17 protein-coding genes, 1 tRNA gene and 1 pseudogene are annotated in these 15,303 nt (G+C 74.2%); 6 read left to right on the top strand and 13 right to left on the bottom strand.

The annotated features are described in order from the left end of the window. Window positions 1-107 precede the first annotated feature (107 nt). Window positions 108-536 (top strand): hypothetical protein, encoded by a 429-nt coding sequence (locus OOK41_RS01050; RefSeq protein ID WP_165878075.1) that lies wholly within the window; start codon window positions 108-110, stop codon window positions 534-536. A gap of 3 nt (window positions 537-539) precedes the next feature. After that, window positions 540-3,044 (top strand): DUF4132 domain-containing protein, encoded by a 2,505-nt coding sequence (locus OOK41_RS01045; protein ID WP_266262469.1) that lies wholly within the window; start codon window positions 540-542, stop codon window positions 3,042-3,044. A gap of 106 nt (window positions 3,045-3,150) precedes the next feature. Here OOK41_RS01045 and OOK41_RS01040 read toward each other — a convergent pair. Both OOK41_RS01040 and OOK41_RS01035 read right to left on the bottom strand, forming a co-directional pair. Further along, window positions 3,151-3,300 (bottom strand): annotated as a pseudogene (locus tag OOK41_RS01040) (helix-turn-helix domain-containing protein); the annotation flags it as partial. 45 nt (window positions 3,301-3,345) lie between these two features. Then, a complete protein-coding gene (locus OOK41_RS01035; RefSeq protein WP_266262468.1) occupies window positions 3,346-3,738 on the bottom strand; it encodes a hypothetical protein in 393 nt (130 codons plus the stop codon). Window positions 3,739-3,982: 244 nt separating this feature from the next. Between OOK41_RS01035 and OOK41_RS01030 the strand changes: the two genes are divergently transcribed. After that, window positions 3,983-4,054 (top strand) — tRNA-Lys (locus OOK41_RS01030). Between the two features lie 179 nt (window positions 4,055-4,233). Here OOK41_RS01030 and OOK41_RS01025 read toward each other — a convergent pair. From OOK41_RS01025 to OOK41_RS01010, 4 genes are all read right to left on the bottom strand, one after another. Then, window positions 4,234-4,596: a hypothetical protein gene (locus OOK41_RS01025; RefSeq protein ID WP_266262467.1), complete on the bottom strand. Its 363-nt coding sequence runs from the start codon at window positions 4,594-4,596 to the stop codon at window positions 4,234-4,236. 353 nt (window positions 4,597-4,949) lie between these two features. After that, window positions 4,950-5,699: a ZIP family metal transporter gene (locus OOK41_RS01020; RefSeq protein ID WP_117667905.1), complete on the bottom strand. Its 750-nt coding sequence runs from the start codon at window positions 5,697-5,699 to the stop codon at window positions 4,950-4,952. 40 nt (window positions 5,700-5,739) lie between these two features. Next, window positions 5,740-6,933 carry an enhanced intracellular survival protein Eis gene (locus OOK41_RS01015; protein WP_117667904.1) on the bottom strand — a complete coding sequence of 398 codons (1,194 nt, stop codon included), beginning with the start codon at window positions 6,931-6,933 and terminating at the stop codon, window positions 5,740-5,742. Window positions 6,934-7,021: 88 nt separating this feature from the next. Continuing rightward, window positions 7,022-7,741, bottom strand: a complete 720-nt coding sequence (locus OOK41_RS01010; RefSeq protein ID WP_117667903.1) for a PP2C family serine/threonine-protein phosphatase — start codon at window positions 7,739-7,741, stop codon at window positions 7,022-7,024. A gap of 63 nt (window positions 7,742-7,804) precedes the next feature. On the opposite strand from OOK41_RS01010, the gene OOK41_RS01005 reads away from it, so the two are divergent. Continuing rightward, entirely contained in the window at window positions 7,805-8,881 is a 1,077-nt protein-coding gene (locus tag OOK41_RS01005; RefSeq protein ID WP_266262465.1) for a LuxR family transcriptional regulator, read from the top strand. A 92-nt stretch (window positions 8,882-8,973) separates the two neighbouring features. Here the strand turns inward: OOK41_RS01005 and OOK41_RS01000 are convergent, their stop codons facing one another. Further along, window positions 8,974-9,534: a helix-turn-helix domain-containing protein gene (locus tag OOK41_RS01000; protein WP_117667901.1), complete on the bottom strand. Its 561-nt coding sequence runs from the start codon at window positions 9,532-9,534 to the stop codon at window positions 8,974-8,976. 57 nt (window positions 9,535-9,591) lie between these two features. Between OOK41_RS01000 and OOK41_RS00995 the strand changes: the two genes are divergently transcribed. Next, window positions 9,592-10,935 carry a benzoate/H(+) symporter BenE family transporter gene (locus tag OOK41_RS00995; protein ID WP_266262464.1) on the top strand — a complete coding sequence of 448 codons (1,344 nt, stop codon included), beginning with the start codon at window positions 9,592-9,594 and terminating at the stop codon, window positions 10,933-10,935. A gap of 110 nt (window positions 10,936-11,045) precedes the next feature. Here the strand turns inward: OOK41_RS00995 and OOK41_RS00990 are convergent, their stop codons facing one another. The 5 genes from OOK41_RS00990 to OOK41_RS00970 form a co-directional block, all read right to left on the bottom strand. After that, a complete protein-coding gene (locus OOK41_RS00990) occupies window positions 11,046-11,246 on the bottom strand; it encodes a hypothetical protein (RefSeq protein ID WP_266262463.1) in 201 nt (66 codons plus the stop codon). Between the two features lie 105 nt (window positions 11,247-11,351). Then, window positions 11,352-11,726: a hypothetical protein gene (locus tag OOK41_RS00985; RefSeq protein WP_117667898.1), complete on the bottom strand. Its 375-nt coding sequence runs from the start codon at window positions 11,724-11,726 to the stop codon at window positions 11,352-11,354. 204 nt (window positions 11,727-11,930) lie between these two features. Then, window positions 11,931-12,191 (bottom strand): hypothetical protein, encoded by a 261-nt coding sequence (locus tag OOK41_RS00980; RefSeq protein WP_117667897.1) that lies wholly within the window; start codon window positions 12,189-12,191, stop codon window positions 11,931-11,933. A gap of 81 nt (window positions 12,192-12,272) precedes the next feature. After that, a complete protein-coding gene (mscL, locus tag OOK41_RS00975) occupies window positions 12,273-12,746 on the bottom strand; it encodes a large conductance mechanosensitive channel protein MscL (RefSeq protein ID WP_266262462.1) in 474 nt (157 codons plus the stop codon). Window positions 12,747-12,767: 21 nt separating this feature from the next. Then, the gene (locus OOK41_RS00970) at window positions 12,768-13,469 is read right to left on the bottom strand and encodes a FadR/GntR family transcriptional regulator (RefSeq protein ID WP_117667895.1); all 702 of its coding nucleotides are present in this window, start codon (window positions 13,467-13,469) and stop codon (window positions 12,768-12,770) included. A gap of 209 nt (window positions 13,470-13,678) precedes the next feature. On the opposite strand from OOK41_RS00970, the gene OOK41_RS00965 reads away from it, so the two are divergent. Further along, window positions 13,679-14,833 carry an MFS transporter gene (locus OOK41_RS00965; RefSeq protein WP_266267704.1) on the top strand — a complete coding sequence of 385 codons (1,155 nt, stop codon included), beginning with the start codon at window positions 13,679-13,681 and terminating at the stop codon, window positions 14,831-14,833. Window positions 14,834-14,841: 8 nt separating this feature from the next. Here OOK41_RS00965 and OOK41_RS00960 read toward each other — a convergent pair whose 3' ends face one another. Then, entirely contained in the window at window positions 14,842-15,198 is a 357-nt protein-coding gene (locus OOK41_RS00960) for an STAS domain-containing protein (RefSeq protein WP_266262461.1), read from the bottom strand. Window positions 15,199-15,303 lie beyond the last annotated feature (105 nt).

Raw genomic sequence — 15,303 nt, 5'->3', positions numbered from 1 at the left:
CGGACCCCGGCCGGAACGGGCTGCCCGGTGGCTACAGCCAGCAGGCGGGCAACGGGTAGGTATGGTCGACCCGTCGGTGATCGGCTTGCGGTGGGCGGGACGGGCGCGTGTCGATGTTGCGGGTGAAGGTACGGGAGACGGCACCCGGCTCGGCCCGGCACGGCGGACACGACGTGCTGGTCGAGCTGGCGGAGGAGCGCACGACGACGCGGGAGCTGATCCGCAGGGCCGTCGAGGAGCAGGTCCGCTTGTTGGGTGACGATGCCGCGCGGCGCCGCGACATGCGCGATCGCCGGTACCTGCTGGCAGCGGAGATACGGGCGCAGGCGGCCACCGGGGCGATCCGGCTGCCGGCCGCGCCGCCCGCCCCGCCGGACGTCGCCGACGCGGTTGCCAGGGCACACCAGGCGTTCGAGCGGAACGCCTTTGTCGTCTTCGCCGGCGGACGCCAGCTCGACCGGCTCGATGAGGAGATCGTGCTGCGCCCCGGCGAGACCGTCGTCTTCCTGCGGCTGACCGCCCTGGCCGGCGGGTGAGCCGTGGTTGACGTGCCCGGCATGTACGCCGACGCGGTCCGCGACGAGCGGGACGCGCTGTGGCGGCTGGTCGACCAGGCCAGGGGCCTGGCGAAGACCGGTGACCTGGCGGGACTGCGGGATCTCGCCGGGGAGGTCCGGCGTCGGCTGGCGACCGGCGACAGTCTCGACCGGACCGGCGGGCATCTCGGCGCGAACATGGCGGACATCAGCGCCGCGCTCGACGACGTGTACGACGGGGCGTTCCCGGTCCGAGACCCGGACGACCCGGCCGAGGTGCTGGACGCGCCGTGGCCCAGCGTCCGCCGTGCGGCGATGCTGGCGTCCGCCGTGGACCGGGTGGGCTGGCCGACGCCGCCGCTCGAACCGTTGGCCGAGCGGGCGATCGCCGCCAACGACGTGCGCCTGCTGCGGCTGCTGGTGCTCACCCCGCTGGGCCGCGCGGGCCGGGAGACCGTGGTACGGATCATGGACGCCCTGCACGCGGCGGGCGCGCTCGACGTCGAGGTCATCGAGAAGGCCTTCGCCGACGACGCGTACCTGGGCAGGGCCATCGGCGGGGAGCCCCGGGCGGGCGGCGCCGGGGCGTCGACGCCCGCCGGCTGCGCCCCGGTCGTCCGCGACCACTTCGACGCGCTGGCCTGGCGGCTGACCTCGCCGCCCGAGCCCGACTGGGACGAGCTGCCCGAGGTGCTGGTGCCGCGTGGCCTGCGGTTCGCGCTCCGGGCCCTGGACCGGCCGCACGATCGCCGGATGGCCGAGCGTTTCGGCCCCGCCGAGCTGACCGACGACGAGCGGTCCGCCCTGGTGGAACACCTGCGTGACCGCACCGCCGAGGAGCGGCGGTACGCCTTCGAGCTGCGGCTGCCGGCCGGTGACGCGGAGGTGCTGCTGCCGGTGCTCGGGTTGCCGGGCGCGGTGCCGTTGCTGCGACTGGTGCTGGCGACCGCCGCGACGGAGGCGGTGCGGCAGGACCGGGCCGCCATCCTGGCCGCCGTACGGCAGGCCGGTGACGACGGTGCCCGCCGGCTGCTGGAACTCTGCCCGAGCGAGGTGGTCGCCGCCGCGCTGGGCTGGAACCGGGCGGCCGTCGAGAAACGGGTCAAGCGCAACGCGCTGTCCGGCATCGCCGCGTTCGGCCTGCTGCCGCTCGCTGGCGGCGAGACCGTACTCGATCGGTATCTGGCCCTGCGCGAGGTGGCGAAGCGGGGCCCGAGGCTCGGCCCCAACCGCCGGCACAGCCACGCCGCCGCGGTCGCGGTCGCGCTCGACCACCTGGCCCAGGTGGCGGGCCTGCCCGACGCGGACCGCCTGGAGTGGGACTGCGAGGCCCGCATCGCCACCGAGGCCCCGGGCGACTGGCGCATCGCCGACTACACCGTCGGGGTACGGCTCGCCGACGCCGATCCGGTTCTCACGGTCAGCAGGGCCGGCAGGACGCTGAAGTCGGTGCCGGCCACGGTCCGCGCCGACCCGCGCTACGCCGACGTGCGCGAACACCAGGAACGGCTGCGTGACCAGGCCCGCCGGATGCGTATCGGGATGATCGAACGGCTGGTCGCCACCGGTGGCACCCTCACCCCCGACGAGCTGCTCCGCCTGCGGCGGCTGCCGGCCGGACGGGCGATGTTGCCCGCGCTGATCTGGCAGGACCGGGCGGGCACGGTCGGCCTGCTCGACCAGATCGCCCTCGACGGCCCGGTCACCGCGGCGCATCCCTTCCTGTTGTACGAGCGACGCCTGCTGGCCCACTGGCAGGCGGAGCTGGTCCGGCGGCGGATCCGGCAGCCCGTGAAGCAGGCGTTCCGCGAGTTGTACCTGTTGACCCCGGCCGAGCGCGACGCCGTCGACGTGTCGCGACGGTTCGCCGGGCACCCCGTCGACGGCAGGGTGGCCGGTCAGTTGCTGTCCGGACGCGGCTGGTCGACCCACGGCGGGTACGACGAGCACCAGGCGACCCGGCCGGTGACCGCCGAACTCACCGCCGCGCTGGCCTGCGAACTGCACGGGTACTTCGGCGGCGGCGACGTGGTCGTCGGCGAACTACGCTTTCTCGCGGCCGGCTCGGTGGTCCCCCTGGCGGAGGTGCCACCGGTGGCGTTCTCCGAGGTCATGCGCGACCTGGACCTCGTCGTGTCGGTGGCCGGCACCGAACCGCACGGGTACGCCTCGCCGCCGCACGCGGCGAGCCGGGCCCAGCTCCTGGCCGCCCTGATCGACGATCTCGGCCTGGCCCGGGTGACCGTCGACGGCGCGTCGGCCGTGGTCCGTGGCTCCCGGGCGACCTACCGGGTGCACCTCAACAGCGGCAGCATCCACGTCGAGCCCGGGGGCTACCTGTGCGTGGTGCCGGCCTCGTTCGGCGACACCGCCCATCGCAGCCTGTTCCTGCCGTTCGCCGACGAGGACCGGATGACCAGCGTCATCCTCAGCAAGGTGCTGCTCCTCAACGAGGACGAGAAGATCACTGATCCGGCGATCCTGGCCCAGCTCGACGTGCCGGCGTGAGCTGATCCCGGACGGCGAGTCGCCAGCCGGGCGAGCTTGGCCCCGGTGAGCGGGCGGTCGACCTTCTCCTGGTAGAACGTGGCCGGCCCGGGTCGACGGCGATGGGCACCACCGCGCCCTTCGACGGCCACCAGCGGTAGGTCGTCTGCTTGCCGACGCCGGCCCGGCGCGCGATCGCCTCGATCGACATTCGGGGATACCCGAGCTCGGCGACAAGGTCGCGCGCTGCGGCCAGGATCGCCTGAGGCTGCCGCACCGCAGAGGCCGCTCAAGCTGGCGCGCGCGTCGTGCAACCCGACGGTCAGCGGCGCACCGATCGAAGCGCGCTCCGCACCGCCGCCCGCGGATCCTCCGCGCGCAGCAGGGCTTCCCCCGGCATCAGCAAGGCCACTTCCACCGGCTCCGAGCGCGCACGTGCGGCCAGATCGGCGCGTTCCCACAGCAGGACGACCTCCAGCAGTAGCCGGAACACGGTGGCGTCCGGCTCCTGGGTCGGACGCCAGAGCCACTTGTTCAGGCGCACCTGGGCGAACTCGGCGAACATGCCGCCCAGTTCGCTCTCGGCGCGCCGCGGGAAGGCGTCGTCGAGGATGGCCGTGAACGAGTATGCGAGAAACTCTGTAGCGAGCTCCACCCGATCGGTCGCGAGCAGTGCGGCGAGTGCGGATGCCGAGTCTTGCGCTTTGCGGGCCATGGCCCGAACTATCGTGCATCCCGGTGACCGGCCGGTTGTCGTGGGGTGACGGATGCTCGTCGTTCTCAGCCGGCCGTTCGTTCAGTCGCTTCTGTCCGGATCGTCTCCGGCACGGCGTGACCATCCGCCTGCGCCTGCCCAGCCGCTGCCACACCGTGGCCTCCGCCATCCGCACCGGCCTGACCCGACAGCGGAAACACTCCCGGCCTCTCTCAGGTGCGGGGTTCCGGTAGCCTGGTACGGCGGGCCGTTAGCTCAATGGCAGAGCTGAGGACTTTTAATCCTTAGGTTCTGGGTTCGAGTCCCAGGCGGCCCACAGCTTCTAGCTCCTGACCAGAAAATATAGCGTTCCATCGAGGTCTTGACGCATTGGTGTTGGTTGCTCCAGCGACGGTGCGTCGGATGCGGCCGGGCTCCAGCGGGCGACCACATGTGGTGGTTGTAGCGGATCTTGCCGAGTCCGTTCCTGCACTGGACTCGAGCCTTCGAAGGAGCTCAGGACCTCAGCACCAGCACAACTCCGACGACGACGGTGAGTGCGGCGGAGGATGCGCCCCGAGCGGTCACTGACCAGCCGGTGACCTCCGCCCAGCCGGCGGCCACCTCGATGCCGAACCAGACAGCGATGGCCGCGACCCCGACGACGAACCCGGCGGCAAGACCGATCAGCTCACCTCGTCCGGGCCGCGCGATCCCAATGTCGTGCCACGGACGCCGATCGAGATACCGGCGGAAGAGATACGTGACGAGCATCGTGGTGGCGAACACGGCAAGCGTCGCCAGGACCACAATCGACGTCGCGGCACCGGAACCGACGATCCCGAAGGTCACCACCGCCGCCGCGGCGAGGACCGTCACCACGTAGACAACAAGCCGGAGGGGAAGAAGGAGCCGGCGCTCCGAGTCGAATAACAGCCGCATGCGGTAGACGCTAGGCAGCCGGGCCGACGAGCAGTACCCGGCTGCCCCCAGACCTCGTTACGGACAACCTCAAGGGACATGAGGTCGCCCCGGTAGCTCGGGGGTGATGATGGGCCCCGGATCCGGTGGAGCCGGCTGTGTATTCCGGCTTCCGTGCTGGCCGGGGTCCGCACCGTGATCGACTCCAGATGCGGTACATCGGGGCATCCCAATACAGGGAGACCGCAGTGTGCCGTACCCGGAGTTGATCAAGCGGGCCCGGGGCGAATCCGCCGGGTCCGGCACCCGGATCAGGCGTGGGACAGGGCGAAGGCCACCAGGAAGCCCAGCACCGTGATCATGCCGACCAGCAGGTGGGCGTCCTCGAACGCCTCGGGAACCATGGTGTCGGTGATCATGGCGAGGATCGCGCCGGCCGCCAGCGCGGTGATCGAGGCGAGCACCTCCGGCGGCGCACCGCCCAGCAGGGTGTGCCCGGCCAGCGCCGCGAGGCCGCTCACCAGGGCGATCCCGGCCCACAGGAGGAAGACGTATCGGCGGGTGCGGCCGGCCCGACGCATCCCCGCCGCGCTGGACAGCCCCTCCGGGACGTTGCTGAGGAATACCGCGATCACCGTGACCACGCTGACCGCGCCGCCGGTGAGCAGGCTCGCGCCGATCACCACCGACTCGGGGATGCCGTCGAGCAGCGCCCCCACCGCGATCGCCGAGCCGGACCCCGGCTGCTCCCCCTCCGAGGGCTGCCGGTCGCCGGAGCGCTTGCGGTGCCGCGCGCCGCGCCGGGCCAGCAGGACGTTCGCCCCGGTGTACGCCAGCGCGCCGACCGCCGCCCCGAACGCCGTCGGCAGCAGCCCGCCCTGCTCGTGCGCCTCGGCGACCAGCTCGAAGGAGACCGCGGAGAGCAGCACCCCCGCCCCGAAGGCCATGACGGACGCGATGACCCGTCGCGGGACCGGCAGGAACCAGCCCAGCGCCGCCCCGACCAGCAGGGCCGACCCGGCCAGCAGACCCCAGCCGCCCGCCTGCAACCACTCCGGCATCCGTGGGACGGTACCCGGCCACCGGGCGGCGAAAACAGGGTCAGAAGTCCGCGTACAGGTAGGGCAGCCGGCGGGGGAAGAGGCGACGCAGCTCGGCGGCGGCGTCGGCCGGCACCTGGCCGAGGCCGCGGACGTCCACCTCCGCCGGGTCCAGCACCCCGTACACCAGGGCGGAGAGCCCGGCTGCGGTGAGCGTCGCGGTCGGCGTGGTGCCGGTGGCGGCGTCGGACACCAACTCCAGCCGGCCGGTGGTCCCGTCCAGCAGGTGACTGCCGCCCAGCCAGCGGTCCCCGGTCAGCGCGACCCGGGCCCGGCCGGGCCCGGCGGGGAGGCCGGCCAGCGCGTCCAGCGAGAGCAGCCGGGCCATCGGCGCCGCCGACCCGGGCCGGGCGACCCGGGCCTCGACGTGCACCGCCAGGTCGGTGAGCCACAGCTCGGGCAGTTCGTCGGCGGCCACCCGCAGCCGCACCCGGCCGACCTGGTCGACGTGCCGGGCCAGGAACGCCAGGATCAGCGCCCGGGCGTACGGGTCGGCGACCAGCAGGTCGTCGCCGGTCAGCTCGCCGCCGTGGTCGTCGATCCGGTACGTCAGCACGCCGACCGTCGCGCCGTCGACCCGGGCGGTGACCAGCCAGCGGTCGTCGTCGTCGCGCAGCCACGCCGCCCGGGTGTCGGGGAAGAGCGCGAAGCCGTGCCGCTCGGCCAGCAAGCGCTCGGTGAAGGCGCGGTGACCGGCGTATCCGGTGCCGGTCCGCTCCCAGCTCAGCTCGCCGGGCAGGTCGGCGCGGAGCAGCGGGGCGAGGTCGGCCGGCGTGAAGGTGACCGTGCGGGCCCGGGGCAGCCCGACGTAGCCGAACCGCTCGTAGAACGAGGCGCGGAACGGGTACAATGCGCTCACCAGGTGCCCCTCGTCGCGCATCTCGTCGAGCAGTTGGTGCAGCAGGGCCCGGACGTGCCCGCGCCGGCGGGCCAGCGGATGGGTGGCCACCCCGGCGACGCCGGCCATCGGCAGCACCGCCCCGCGCAGGTTCTGTCGCATCGGGATGGCGGAGACCACGGCGAGGGTCTCGCCGCCCTCCTCGACGACCAGGGTGCGGTTGGCCTCGCCGTACGGCAGATAGCGGCCGAACGCCTCGGCCCGCTCGGGTCGCTTCGGTGACGCCTCGAAGGCATACGCCTGGAGCGGGAACGAGGTGGTCAGGCGCTCGGAGTTGGTCACCCGCCGGATGCTCATCCCCCATCCCAACCCGCCCCGCCGGCCCGGCGCAACCACATTCGCCGGGCTGGCTGGCCGCCCCGCTCCCGCGCGCAGGGTCAGCCGGTCAGGCCGCGGTGACGTCGGAGACGACGACGGTGACGTTGTCCGGGGCGCCCGCCTGGTGGGCGAGCTTCACGAGCTGCTCGCCGCACTGCTGGCGGTCGCCGTACATGGCCAGGGCGGCGGCGATCGACGTGTCGTCCACGTAGTCCGACAGGCCGTCGCTGCACAGCAGCAGCCGGTCGCCGGCGAAGACGGTGAGCGTGCCGACCGCCGGGGGAGCGTCCACGCCCTGCACGGCCCGGGTCACCAGCGACCGCTGCGGGTGGTGCCGGGCCTGCTCCGGGGAGAGCGCACCCTGGTCGACCAGCGACTGGACGAAGGTGTCGTCCCGGGTGAGCTGGGCCAGCTCGTTGTTCCGCAGCAGGTAGCAGCGGGAGTCCCCGACCTGGGCGAGGACCAGGACGTCCCCGGCGAGCAGGCCGGCCGTGAGGGTGGTGCCCATGCCCTCGCGGGCCGGGTCGACGGAGATGGCGGCCCGGATGCGCCGGTTGGCGGTGCTCACCACGGACCGCAGCGCGTCGGCGGCCCCCTCGGTGGTGGTCGGCGGGTTCAGCTCGTCGAGGATCCGGATGACGATCTCGCTCGCCACCTCACCGGCGGGCAGGCCGCCCATGCCGTCGGCGACCGCGACCAGACGGTCACCGGCGAGGGCGGAATCCTCGTTGTTGGTCCGGACCAGGCCGACGTCGTTGAGGATGGCCGAGCGGAGGATCAGCGTCATACGACAAGCTTGCCAAGAAGACCCTCCCGTCGTCTCTACGCACTACTGCGTAGGGTGAAAAGAATGATGCCGGTCTCCATGGTCGGACGCGCCGGTGAGCTTGCCGAGCTCGACCGGGCGTGGTCCACGCTGGCGCTCCGTGGCCGGCCCGGCCCCGCCGTCGCGGTGCTCACCGGCGCGGCGGGCGTCGGCAAGAGCCTGCTGGTGGCGGCGGCCCTGGACGGCTTCGCCCCGCGTCCGGCGGTGGTGCTCAGCGGGGCCGCGCGGGTGCACAGCCCGGCGCCGTACGACTGGCTCGCCGCGGTCCTCAGCGGGCGGGACACCAGCCGGCTCGACCTGCCGCCCGACGCGCTCGCCTGGCTCGCCCAGCAGCCCACCGCCCCACGCGAACGGTACGCGCCGGGCACGCTGTTGCGGCTGGCCGTGCGCACGGTCCGGCTGCTGGTCGGCGCCGGCCCGGCGGTGCTGGTGGTGGAGGACCTGCACGCCCTCGACCCGGCCAGCCTGAACCTGGTCGGCGAGCTGGCCACCGCGCCCGACCTGCCGGCGCTGCTGCTGGTGGCGAGCCGGCCCGCGGCGGACGCGGTCGCGCCGGACCTCGCCGCCCGCGCCCTGTCCCGGTTCTGCGGGGTACGCGGCGCAGTCCGCCAGCACCTCGGCCCGCTCGGCCCGGCCGAGGTCGCCGAGGTGCTGACCCAGGTGTACGAGGGGACGCACCCGTCCCGCCGGCTGGCGGCCGCGGTGTGGCGGCGCACCGGCGGCAACCCGTACGTGCTGACCGAACTGCTCGCCGCGCACTCCGGCCAGGGGCCGGACGCCCTGCTGCGCCGGCCGCTGCCGGAGCACCCACGCACCCCCGCGCCGCGCGCCGTGCCCCCGCCCGACGCGGCGTACCCGACTGCTGCCCTGTTCCCGGCCGACCTGCTTCCGCCCGACGCCGAGCTGACCGGTCGGGAGGTCGAGGTGCTCGCCTGCCTGGTCGCGGGCATGTCCAACAAGCAGGCCGCCCGGGTGCTCGGCATCTCGGTTCGGACAGTGACCGTGCATGTGTCCAACCTGCTCCGCAAGACCGGGTCGGCGTCGCGTACCGAGGCCGCGCTCTGGGCCGTCCAGCACCGGCTCCCGGCCCGACCGGGCTGACCGCTGCCCGGCCCGGCCGCTGTCCTGGCCCGGCCGCGGCGAGGCGGCGGAGTGGTGGGGGTGCGGTGGGCGCGGGGGTGCGGGGTTGGCGGTCAGTGGCGGGGGTAGCGCAGTAGAAGGCTCGCCCACACCTCCTCGTCGCCGACCGCCGCGTAGCTGTGCGGCACGTCCGAGGTCCAGCGCAGGTGGCCGCCAGCCGTCGCCGTCAGCGGGGCGTCCGCCGGCCCGGCGCGGAGCACCCCGGCGAAGACGGTGACGTGCTCCGTGACCCCCGGCTGGTGCGCGGGCGAGAGCTGGCCGGGCCCGGGGGCGACGCGCATCCGGTACAGCTCGTACGTCGCGTCGGCCTCGGTGAAGACCTCCAGCAGGGTGGCGCTCACCGCCGCGCCGCGGACCGTCGGGGTCGCGGCCGGCCCGGAGAGCACGGCGGTCAGCGGTACCCCGAGCTGGGCGGTGATCGCGTATAGCGTCTCCAGTGTGGGGTTGCGGGTGCCGTTCTCCAGGCCGGAGAGGGTGGCCTTCCCGACCCCGGCCAACCGGGCCAGGGTGGACAGCGACATCCCCCGCTCCTCGCGCAGGGCGCGTACCCGGCAGCCGACCGTGCCGGTGCCCGGATCGGCGGCCCGTCCCCGGGTTGATGCTGGCAGCTCCATCCGGCTATCGTGCTACACGCTTCCGTTCCGTAAACGGAACGGGCGAGGGGGGAAGACGTGGCCGGCCTGCTGCAACCGGTGCTCGCCGGGCTGGTGACCGCGCTCGTGGGCTTCGCCAGCTCGTTCACCGTGGTGCTCGCCGGGCTGCGCGCCGTCGGCGCCGACGAGAGCCAGGCCGCCTCGGGGCTGCTCGCGGTCAGCGTCGCGTCCGGTGTCTGCGCGGTGTGGCTGGGGCTGCGGCACCGGCTGCCGATGGCGATCGCCTGGTCCACCCCCGGCGCGGCGCTGCTGGCGGCCACCGGTCCGGTCCCCGGCGGCTGGCCGGCGGCGGTCGGCGCGTTCGTCGTGTGCGGGGTGTTGATCGTCGCTGCCGGGCTCTTTCCGGCGCTGGGCCGGGCGGTGGCCGCCATCCCCGGCCCGATCGCCAGCGCGATGCTGGCCGGGGTGCTCCTGCCGCTGTGCACCGCGCCGGTCCGCGCCCTGGTCGAGGTCCCGGCGCTGGCCGCGCCGGTGGTCGTCACCTGGCTGGTCCTGCACCGGTTCGCCCGCCGCTGGGCGGTGCCCGCCGCGCTGGTGGTGGCTGCGGTCGCCATCGCGCTGACCACCCCGGGCGGGATCGGCGCACACGGCCTCAAGCCGGTGTTCACCCTCACCGCGCCCGAGTGGACGGTCCCGGCGGTGGTCGGGCTGGCGCTCCCGCTCTTCCTGGTCACCATGGCCGCGCAGAACGTCCCCGGGATGGCGGTGCTGCGCGGCTACGGCTACCGGCCGCCGCTCGGCGCTGCGCTACGCGTCACCGGCCTGGCCAGCGCCCTCGGCGCCCCGGTCGGCGGGCACGCGGTCAACCTGGCCGCGATCACCGCCGCGCTGGCCGCCGGCCCGGACGCCCATCCGGACCCGGAGCGCCGCTGGGTCGCCTCGGTCACCGCCGGGGTGGGGATGGCCCTGCTCGGCCTCGGCGCGGGCGTCGCCACCGCTCTGGTGCTGCTCTCCCCGCCAGTGCTGATCGAGGCGGTGGCCGGGCTCGCGCTGCTCGCCGCGCTGGCCGGTGCGGTGTCGGCGGCGGTCGCCGACCCGCAGGCGCGGGAGGCCGCCGTGGTGACCTTCGTGGTCACCGCCTCCGGGGTGAGCCTGCTCGGCGTCGGCGGCGCGTTCTGGGGGCTGCTCGCCGGCTGGCTGATGCTGCTCCTCTTCCGCCGCCACTCGGCTCCGCCCGCTTCGGCCACTCCGGCTCCGCCTGTCTCGGCCACTCCGGCTCCGCCTGTCTCGGCCACTCCGGCTCCGCCCGCCTCGGCCACTCCGGCTCCGCCCGTCTCGGTCCAGCCCGGCCCGCCGGTCGGGCCAGTCCCGCCGGTCGCCCCGGCCGGCTTCGCCCCGACGGCGGGGCAGGCAGGCGAATAGATCAACTCCATGTCGGTGACATGGGGGCATCCCGGCGTCGGGTCACCGCCATGTCATTGACCTGAAGTGGATCAACCCGCCCTGGGAGGGCAGCCTCGCCGTGGAGCGGATCAGTCCGCCTCGGCGGACACGCCGACCTCCATGATCCGCAGCCGGACCCCTGCCACGTTCTCCTCGACCATGCGGCGCAGCGCGCGGGCGTGGTCGAGGGTGTCGAGGGCGACCAGCACGTGGGCGGCCTCCCGGTCGGTGTCGTCCAGCCCCCACCAGCCGCGCACGAATCCCGGGCTGCGCCGCACCACGTCCGCCATGTGCGCGAACCGGCCCGTTGCTCGTCCGCGTCGACCGCCTCGGCCTGCTGCTCCCCGATCAGGATGTACATCGGCCCACCATAGGGCCCGTGGGCTGGGCCGGGGTCACTCCTGCGGGGGCAGGCTCGTGGCGGGGACTTCGAGGCGTATCCGGCCGTCGGCGATGCCGGCGATCTGGTCGGCCAGCACGTAGACGGCGCCGGTCGGGGCGAGTTCGGTGGAGACCTTCAGGTAGCCGGTACGCAGCAGGCGGGCGGCCAGGTCGGCTGGCACGTCCGGCTCCTCGACCGCCGCCGACTCGATCAACTCGTCCAGGCTGCCGCCGGGGTCCGCGTCCGGCGCCTGCACGGTCACCGCGTTCGGATCGCCCCGCTGGACGAGGTCGACGGTGCCGACCTCCGCCCCGGTCACGTCGACCACCGGCATCCCGGTGGTGACGCGGGAGATGGTCGCCTGCTGATCGGTGCCCTGCTGCTCCATCCTGGCGCGGTTCCCGGGCCGGCCGCCGGCTAAACGCCGTTCCCCCGCTCAGCCCGGTGGCGGCACCGGCCCCACACGCACCGTGGCGGCCCGGGCCGGCCCCGCCCAGAGCCGCCCCCGTAAACGGCCCGGCCGCCCCGTTCAGCGCCGCCCCGTTCAGCGCCGCCCCGTTCAGCGCCGCCCCGTTCAGCGCCGCCGCCCCGTTCAGGGTCGGGCGTCGGGTGCCGGCTGCCACGAGCCCGGCGGGCGGGGGGACAGCTCGCGCCAGTCGTCGGCACCGGCGAGCAGCGCCCGCACGGTCTCCTCCGCCTCCTCGACGCTCGGGTACTCGTAGAACTGGGAGACGCCCTCCGCGCCGCCGGCCCGCTGCTCGACGTGCCACTGGTCACCGTTCACCCGGAGGAAGACGTCCCGCCGCGCCAGCCGCCCCCACTTGCCGTTCCACCAGTGCTTCCGCTGCTCCATGGCGGGACTCTATCGAACATGTGTACGACACGAGTCGGCCCCCACGGAACACCCGTGGGGGCCGGTGTGCCGGCCGGTGAGTCAGCGCGGGGCTGGCGGCTCCGGCCTGCGACCGAGCACGTCGTCCAGGGCGCCCCGCTGCTGGCCCGGGGTGGCGTGCCCGGCGGCGACCAGCGCGTCCCGGATCTCGGTGAGCAGCTTGACCTCCTCGCTGGGGGCGGCCGGCGGCGGCTCCTCGCCGCGCTTACGCCGCTCGGCCAGCTTGTTCATCGGGTAGACGACCAGGAAGTACAGCGCCGCCGCGGTCAGCGCGAAGGTGATCGCCGCGTTGATGAAGCTGATCCAGTCGAAGTCGACGTTCCGTACGGTCCACGGAGTGCCCTCAAGGCCCTTGTCGCTGCCGGTGATCAGCACGGTGACCAGCGCGATCAGCGGCTTGAGGAACGAGTTGGTCAGCTGGGTGACCACTGACGTGAACGCGGCGCCGATGACGACGCCGACCGCGAGGTCGACGACGTTCCCGCGCATGATGAAGTCTTTGAAGCCCTTGAGCATCCGTACTCCCGTGATGTCCGGTTACCGTCCGGGGCAGGCTGTTCCCCCCGGCGAGGGCTCCAGAAAAGCACCGGCCTCGCGGGCTGCCAACCCCGGGTCGCCGTCCCGGATCGCGGCGACCAGCCGGTCGTGGTCGACGTACCGCTCGGGCTTCAGCTCGTCACCCATCGCCTGGGCGACGGTGCTGCGCAGCGCCGCGCCGACCGACGCGTACAGCTCGGCGAGCATGGCGTTGTGCGCGGCGGCCACCACCGCCGTGTGCAGCGCGGCGTCCGCCTCGACGAACTCGCCGACCCGGCCCGCGCGCCAGGCGGCCTCGCGGACGGCGAGCGCGTCGTCGAGGGCGGCCAGGTCCTCCGGGGTACGCCGCAGCGCGGCGAGCCGGGCGGCCTCCACCTCGAAGGCTCGGCGCACCTCGACCACCTCGGTCGTCCGGTCGTCGGTGAGCCGGCGGGCCACCACCGGGGCCAGCTCGTCGGTCGACACCACGTACGTGCCGGAGCCCTGACGGCACTCCAGCACGCCGGCGTGCACCAGGGCACGGACCGACTCGCGGACGGTGTTGCGCCCCACCCCGAGCGCGGCGACGAGTTGGGGCTCGGTCGGGATGCGCCCGCCGACCGGCCACTCGCCGCCGAGGATGCGGGACCGGAGCTGCTCGATCGTCTGCCGGACCCGGTGGCCGCGGGGTGGCACGGGCACGGAATCCACCGACGGTGTCACTGGTTACATCACCGGACCAAAATTCATCCCATGATTGTAGGTTGAAGGCCATGACCCCGCCACCGACCGCCATCGCGGACCCCGTCACCGGGACGGACCGGCCCGGCCCGGCCGCCGACGCCACCTCGGGTCCGGCCCCCGGTGCCGCACCCGCGCCGGTGCGGAGGGAGCAGCGGCCGGTCACCGGCGGGCTGCTGGTGCTGGTCGGCATGCTGCTGGTCGCGGTCAACCTGCGCGCCGCCGTGACCAGCCTCGGCGCCCTGCTCGACGAGGTCCGCACCGGCCTCGGGCTCTCCGGGGCGATGGCCGGGTTCGTCACCACCCTGCCGACCATCGCGTTCGCCGGGCTCGGCGCGCTGACCCCGTGGCTGGTCCGTCGGTTCGCCCCGGCCCGGGTGCTGGTGGTCGCCATGGCGTCCCTGGCCGTCGGGCAGGTGCTGCGGGTGGTCACCGACTCGGCGCTGGTCTTCGTGGTCACCAGCGCGCTCGCGCTGGCCGGCATCGCGGTGGCGAACATCCTGCTGCCCATGCTGGTCAAACAGCACTTCCCGCACCGCACCGGGCTGGTCACCGGGGCGTACACGATGGCGTTGACGGCGGGCACGACGGTGGCCGCCGCGTCGGCCGTGCCGGTCGCGCACGCCTTCGGCTCCTGGCGGGCCGGGCTCGGCGTCTGGGCCGGGCTGGCCGCGGTGGCCGTACTCCCGTGGGTGCCGCTGGCGCTGCGGGCCCGCGCCGCGCGCCGGGCCGGGACCCCGGCGGTGGCCGTCGCCGCGCCGGCCCGGGTCCGGCCGGCGCGGACCCGGCTCGGCTGGGCGATGGCGGTCTACTTCGGTGCCCAGTCGCTCAGCGGGTACGCGATCATGGGCTGGCTGGCCCAGCTCTTCCGGGACGCCGACTTCGCGCCGGAGGCGGCCGGGCTGCTGCTGGCCGGGGTGACCGCGCTCGGCGTGCCGGTGGCGCTGCTGATGCCGGCGCTGGCCGGTCGGCTGCGGACGCTGCGCCCGCTGGTGCTCGGGCTGACCGGCTTCTCCACGGCGGCCTACCTGGGGCTGGCGTTCGCGCCGCACGACGCCGCGCTGCTCTGGGTGGCCCTGCTCGCCCTCGGTCAGGGCGCTTTCCCGCTGATCCTCACCACCATCGGGCTGCGCGCCCGCACGGCCGAGGGGACGGTGGCGCTGTCCGCCTTCGCGCAGAGCACCGGGTACGTGATCGCCGCGCTCGGCCCGCTGCTGGTCGGCATCCTCTACGAGGCGACCGGCGGGTGGACCGCGCCGATCGGGTTCCTGCTCGCCGCCCTGGCCGTGCAGACGGTCGCGGGACTGGCGATCGCTCGTCCCCGGTTCATCGAGGACGAGCGCTGAAGGGTCGGTCAGGAGGTGGCCGGCGTGGGGTCGCCCGCGACGGCCTGCTCGACCGTCGGGTAGGTGTGCAGCACCTCGACCAGCCCGCTGACCTCAAGGATGCGCAGCACGCCGCGTTGCGGGGCGGCCAGCCGGACCACGCCGCCGGCCTCGTCGCAGCTGTTCTTGGCGCGCACGAACACGGACAGCCCGGTCGAGTCGCAGAACGAGACGTCGGCCAGGTCGAAGACGAGGCGGCTGCGACCCTTGTCGAGCAGGTCCGTGATCTGGTCCTGGAGCTGCGGTGCCGTCGCCATGTCCAGCTCGCCCGCGACCGAGACGACGACGACGTCGCCGCGCTGTTCCGTGTGCACCGTCAGGGACATTCGGACCTCCTGTTATCGGGTGGAACCGTATCCCACGTTCGGGGTTTTCCGCTGAACGGGAGCGGCGGCCGTGTCCGCCATCATTTCTTTGTCCCGTGACAACTA

Origin of the sequence: Micromonospora sp. NBC_01655, assembly GCF_026339755.1 — a bacterium.
Taxonomy (GTDB): domain Bacteria; phylum Actinomycetota; class Actinomycetes; order Mycobacteriales; family Micromonosporaceae; genus Micromonospora.
The sequence above is the reverse complement of the archived record's forward strand: the minus strand, read 5'-3'. Positions and strand labels throughout refer to the sequence as shown.

Bases quoted from the DNA above. Each gene is read 5' to 3' on its own strand.
- OOK41_RS01020 (WP_117667905.1), bottom strand. From the start codon at position 5,699: ATGCCGGAGTGGTTGCAGGCGGGCGGCTGGGGTCTGCTGGCCGGGTCG.
- OOK41_RS00980 (WP_117667897.1), bottom strand. From the start codon at position 12,191: ATGGAGCAGCGGAAGCACTGGTGGAACGGCAAGTGGGGGCGGCTGGCG.
- OOK41_RS01015 (WP_117667904.1), bottom strand. From the start codon at position 6,933: ATGAGCATCCGGCGGGTGACCAACTCCGAGCGCCTGACCACCTCGTTC.
- OOK41_RS00990 (WP_266262463.1), bottom strand. From the start codon at position 11,246: ATGGCGGACGTGGTGCGGCGCAGCCCGGGATTCGTGCGCGGCTGGTGG.
- OOK41_RS00985 (WP_117667898.1), bottom strand. From the start codon at position 11,726: ATGGAGCAGCAGGGCACCGATCAGCAGGCGACCATCTCCCGCGTCACC.
- OOK41_RS01005 (WP_266262465.1), top strand. From the start codon at position 7,805: ATGATGCCGGTCTCCATGGTCGGACGCGCCGGTGAGCTTGCCGAGCTC.
- mscL (WP_266262462.1), bottom strand. From the start codon at position 12,746: ATGCTCAAGGGCTTCAAAGACTTCATCATGCGCGGGAACGTCGTCGAC.
- OOK41_RS00960 (WP_266262461.1), bottom strand. From the start codon at position 15,198: ATGTCCCTGACGGTGCACACGGAACAGCGCGGCGACGTCGTCGTCGTC.
- OOK41_RS00965 (WP_266267704.1), top strand. From the start codon at position 13,679: ATGCTGCTGGTCGCGGTCAACCTGCGCGCCGCCGTGACCAGCCTCGGC.
- OOK41_RS01010 (WP_117667903.1), bottom strand. From the start codon at position 7,741: ATGACGCTGATCCTCCGCTCGGCCATCCTCAACGACGTCGGCCTGGTC.
- OOK41_RS01000 (WP_117667901.1), bottom strand. From the start codon at position 9,534: ATGGAGCTGCCAGCATCAACCCGGGGACGGGCCGCCGATCCGGGCACC.
- OOK41_RS01035 (WP_266262468.1), bottom strand. From the start codon at position 3,738: ATGGCCCGCAAAGCGCAAGACTCGGCATCCGCACTCGCCGCACTGCTC.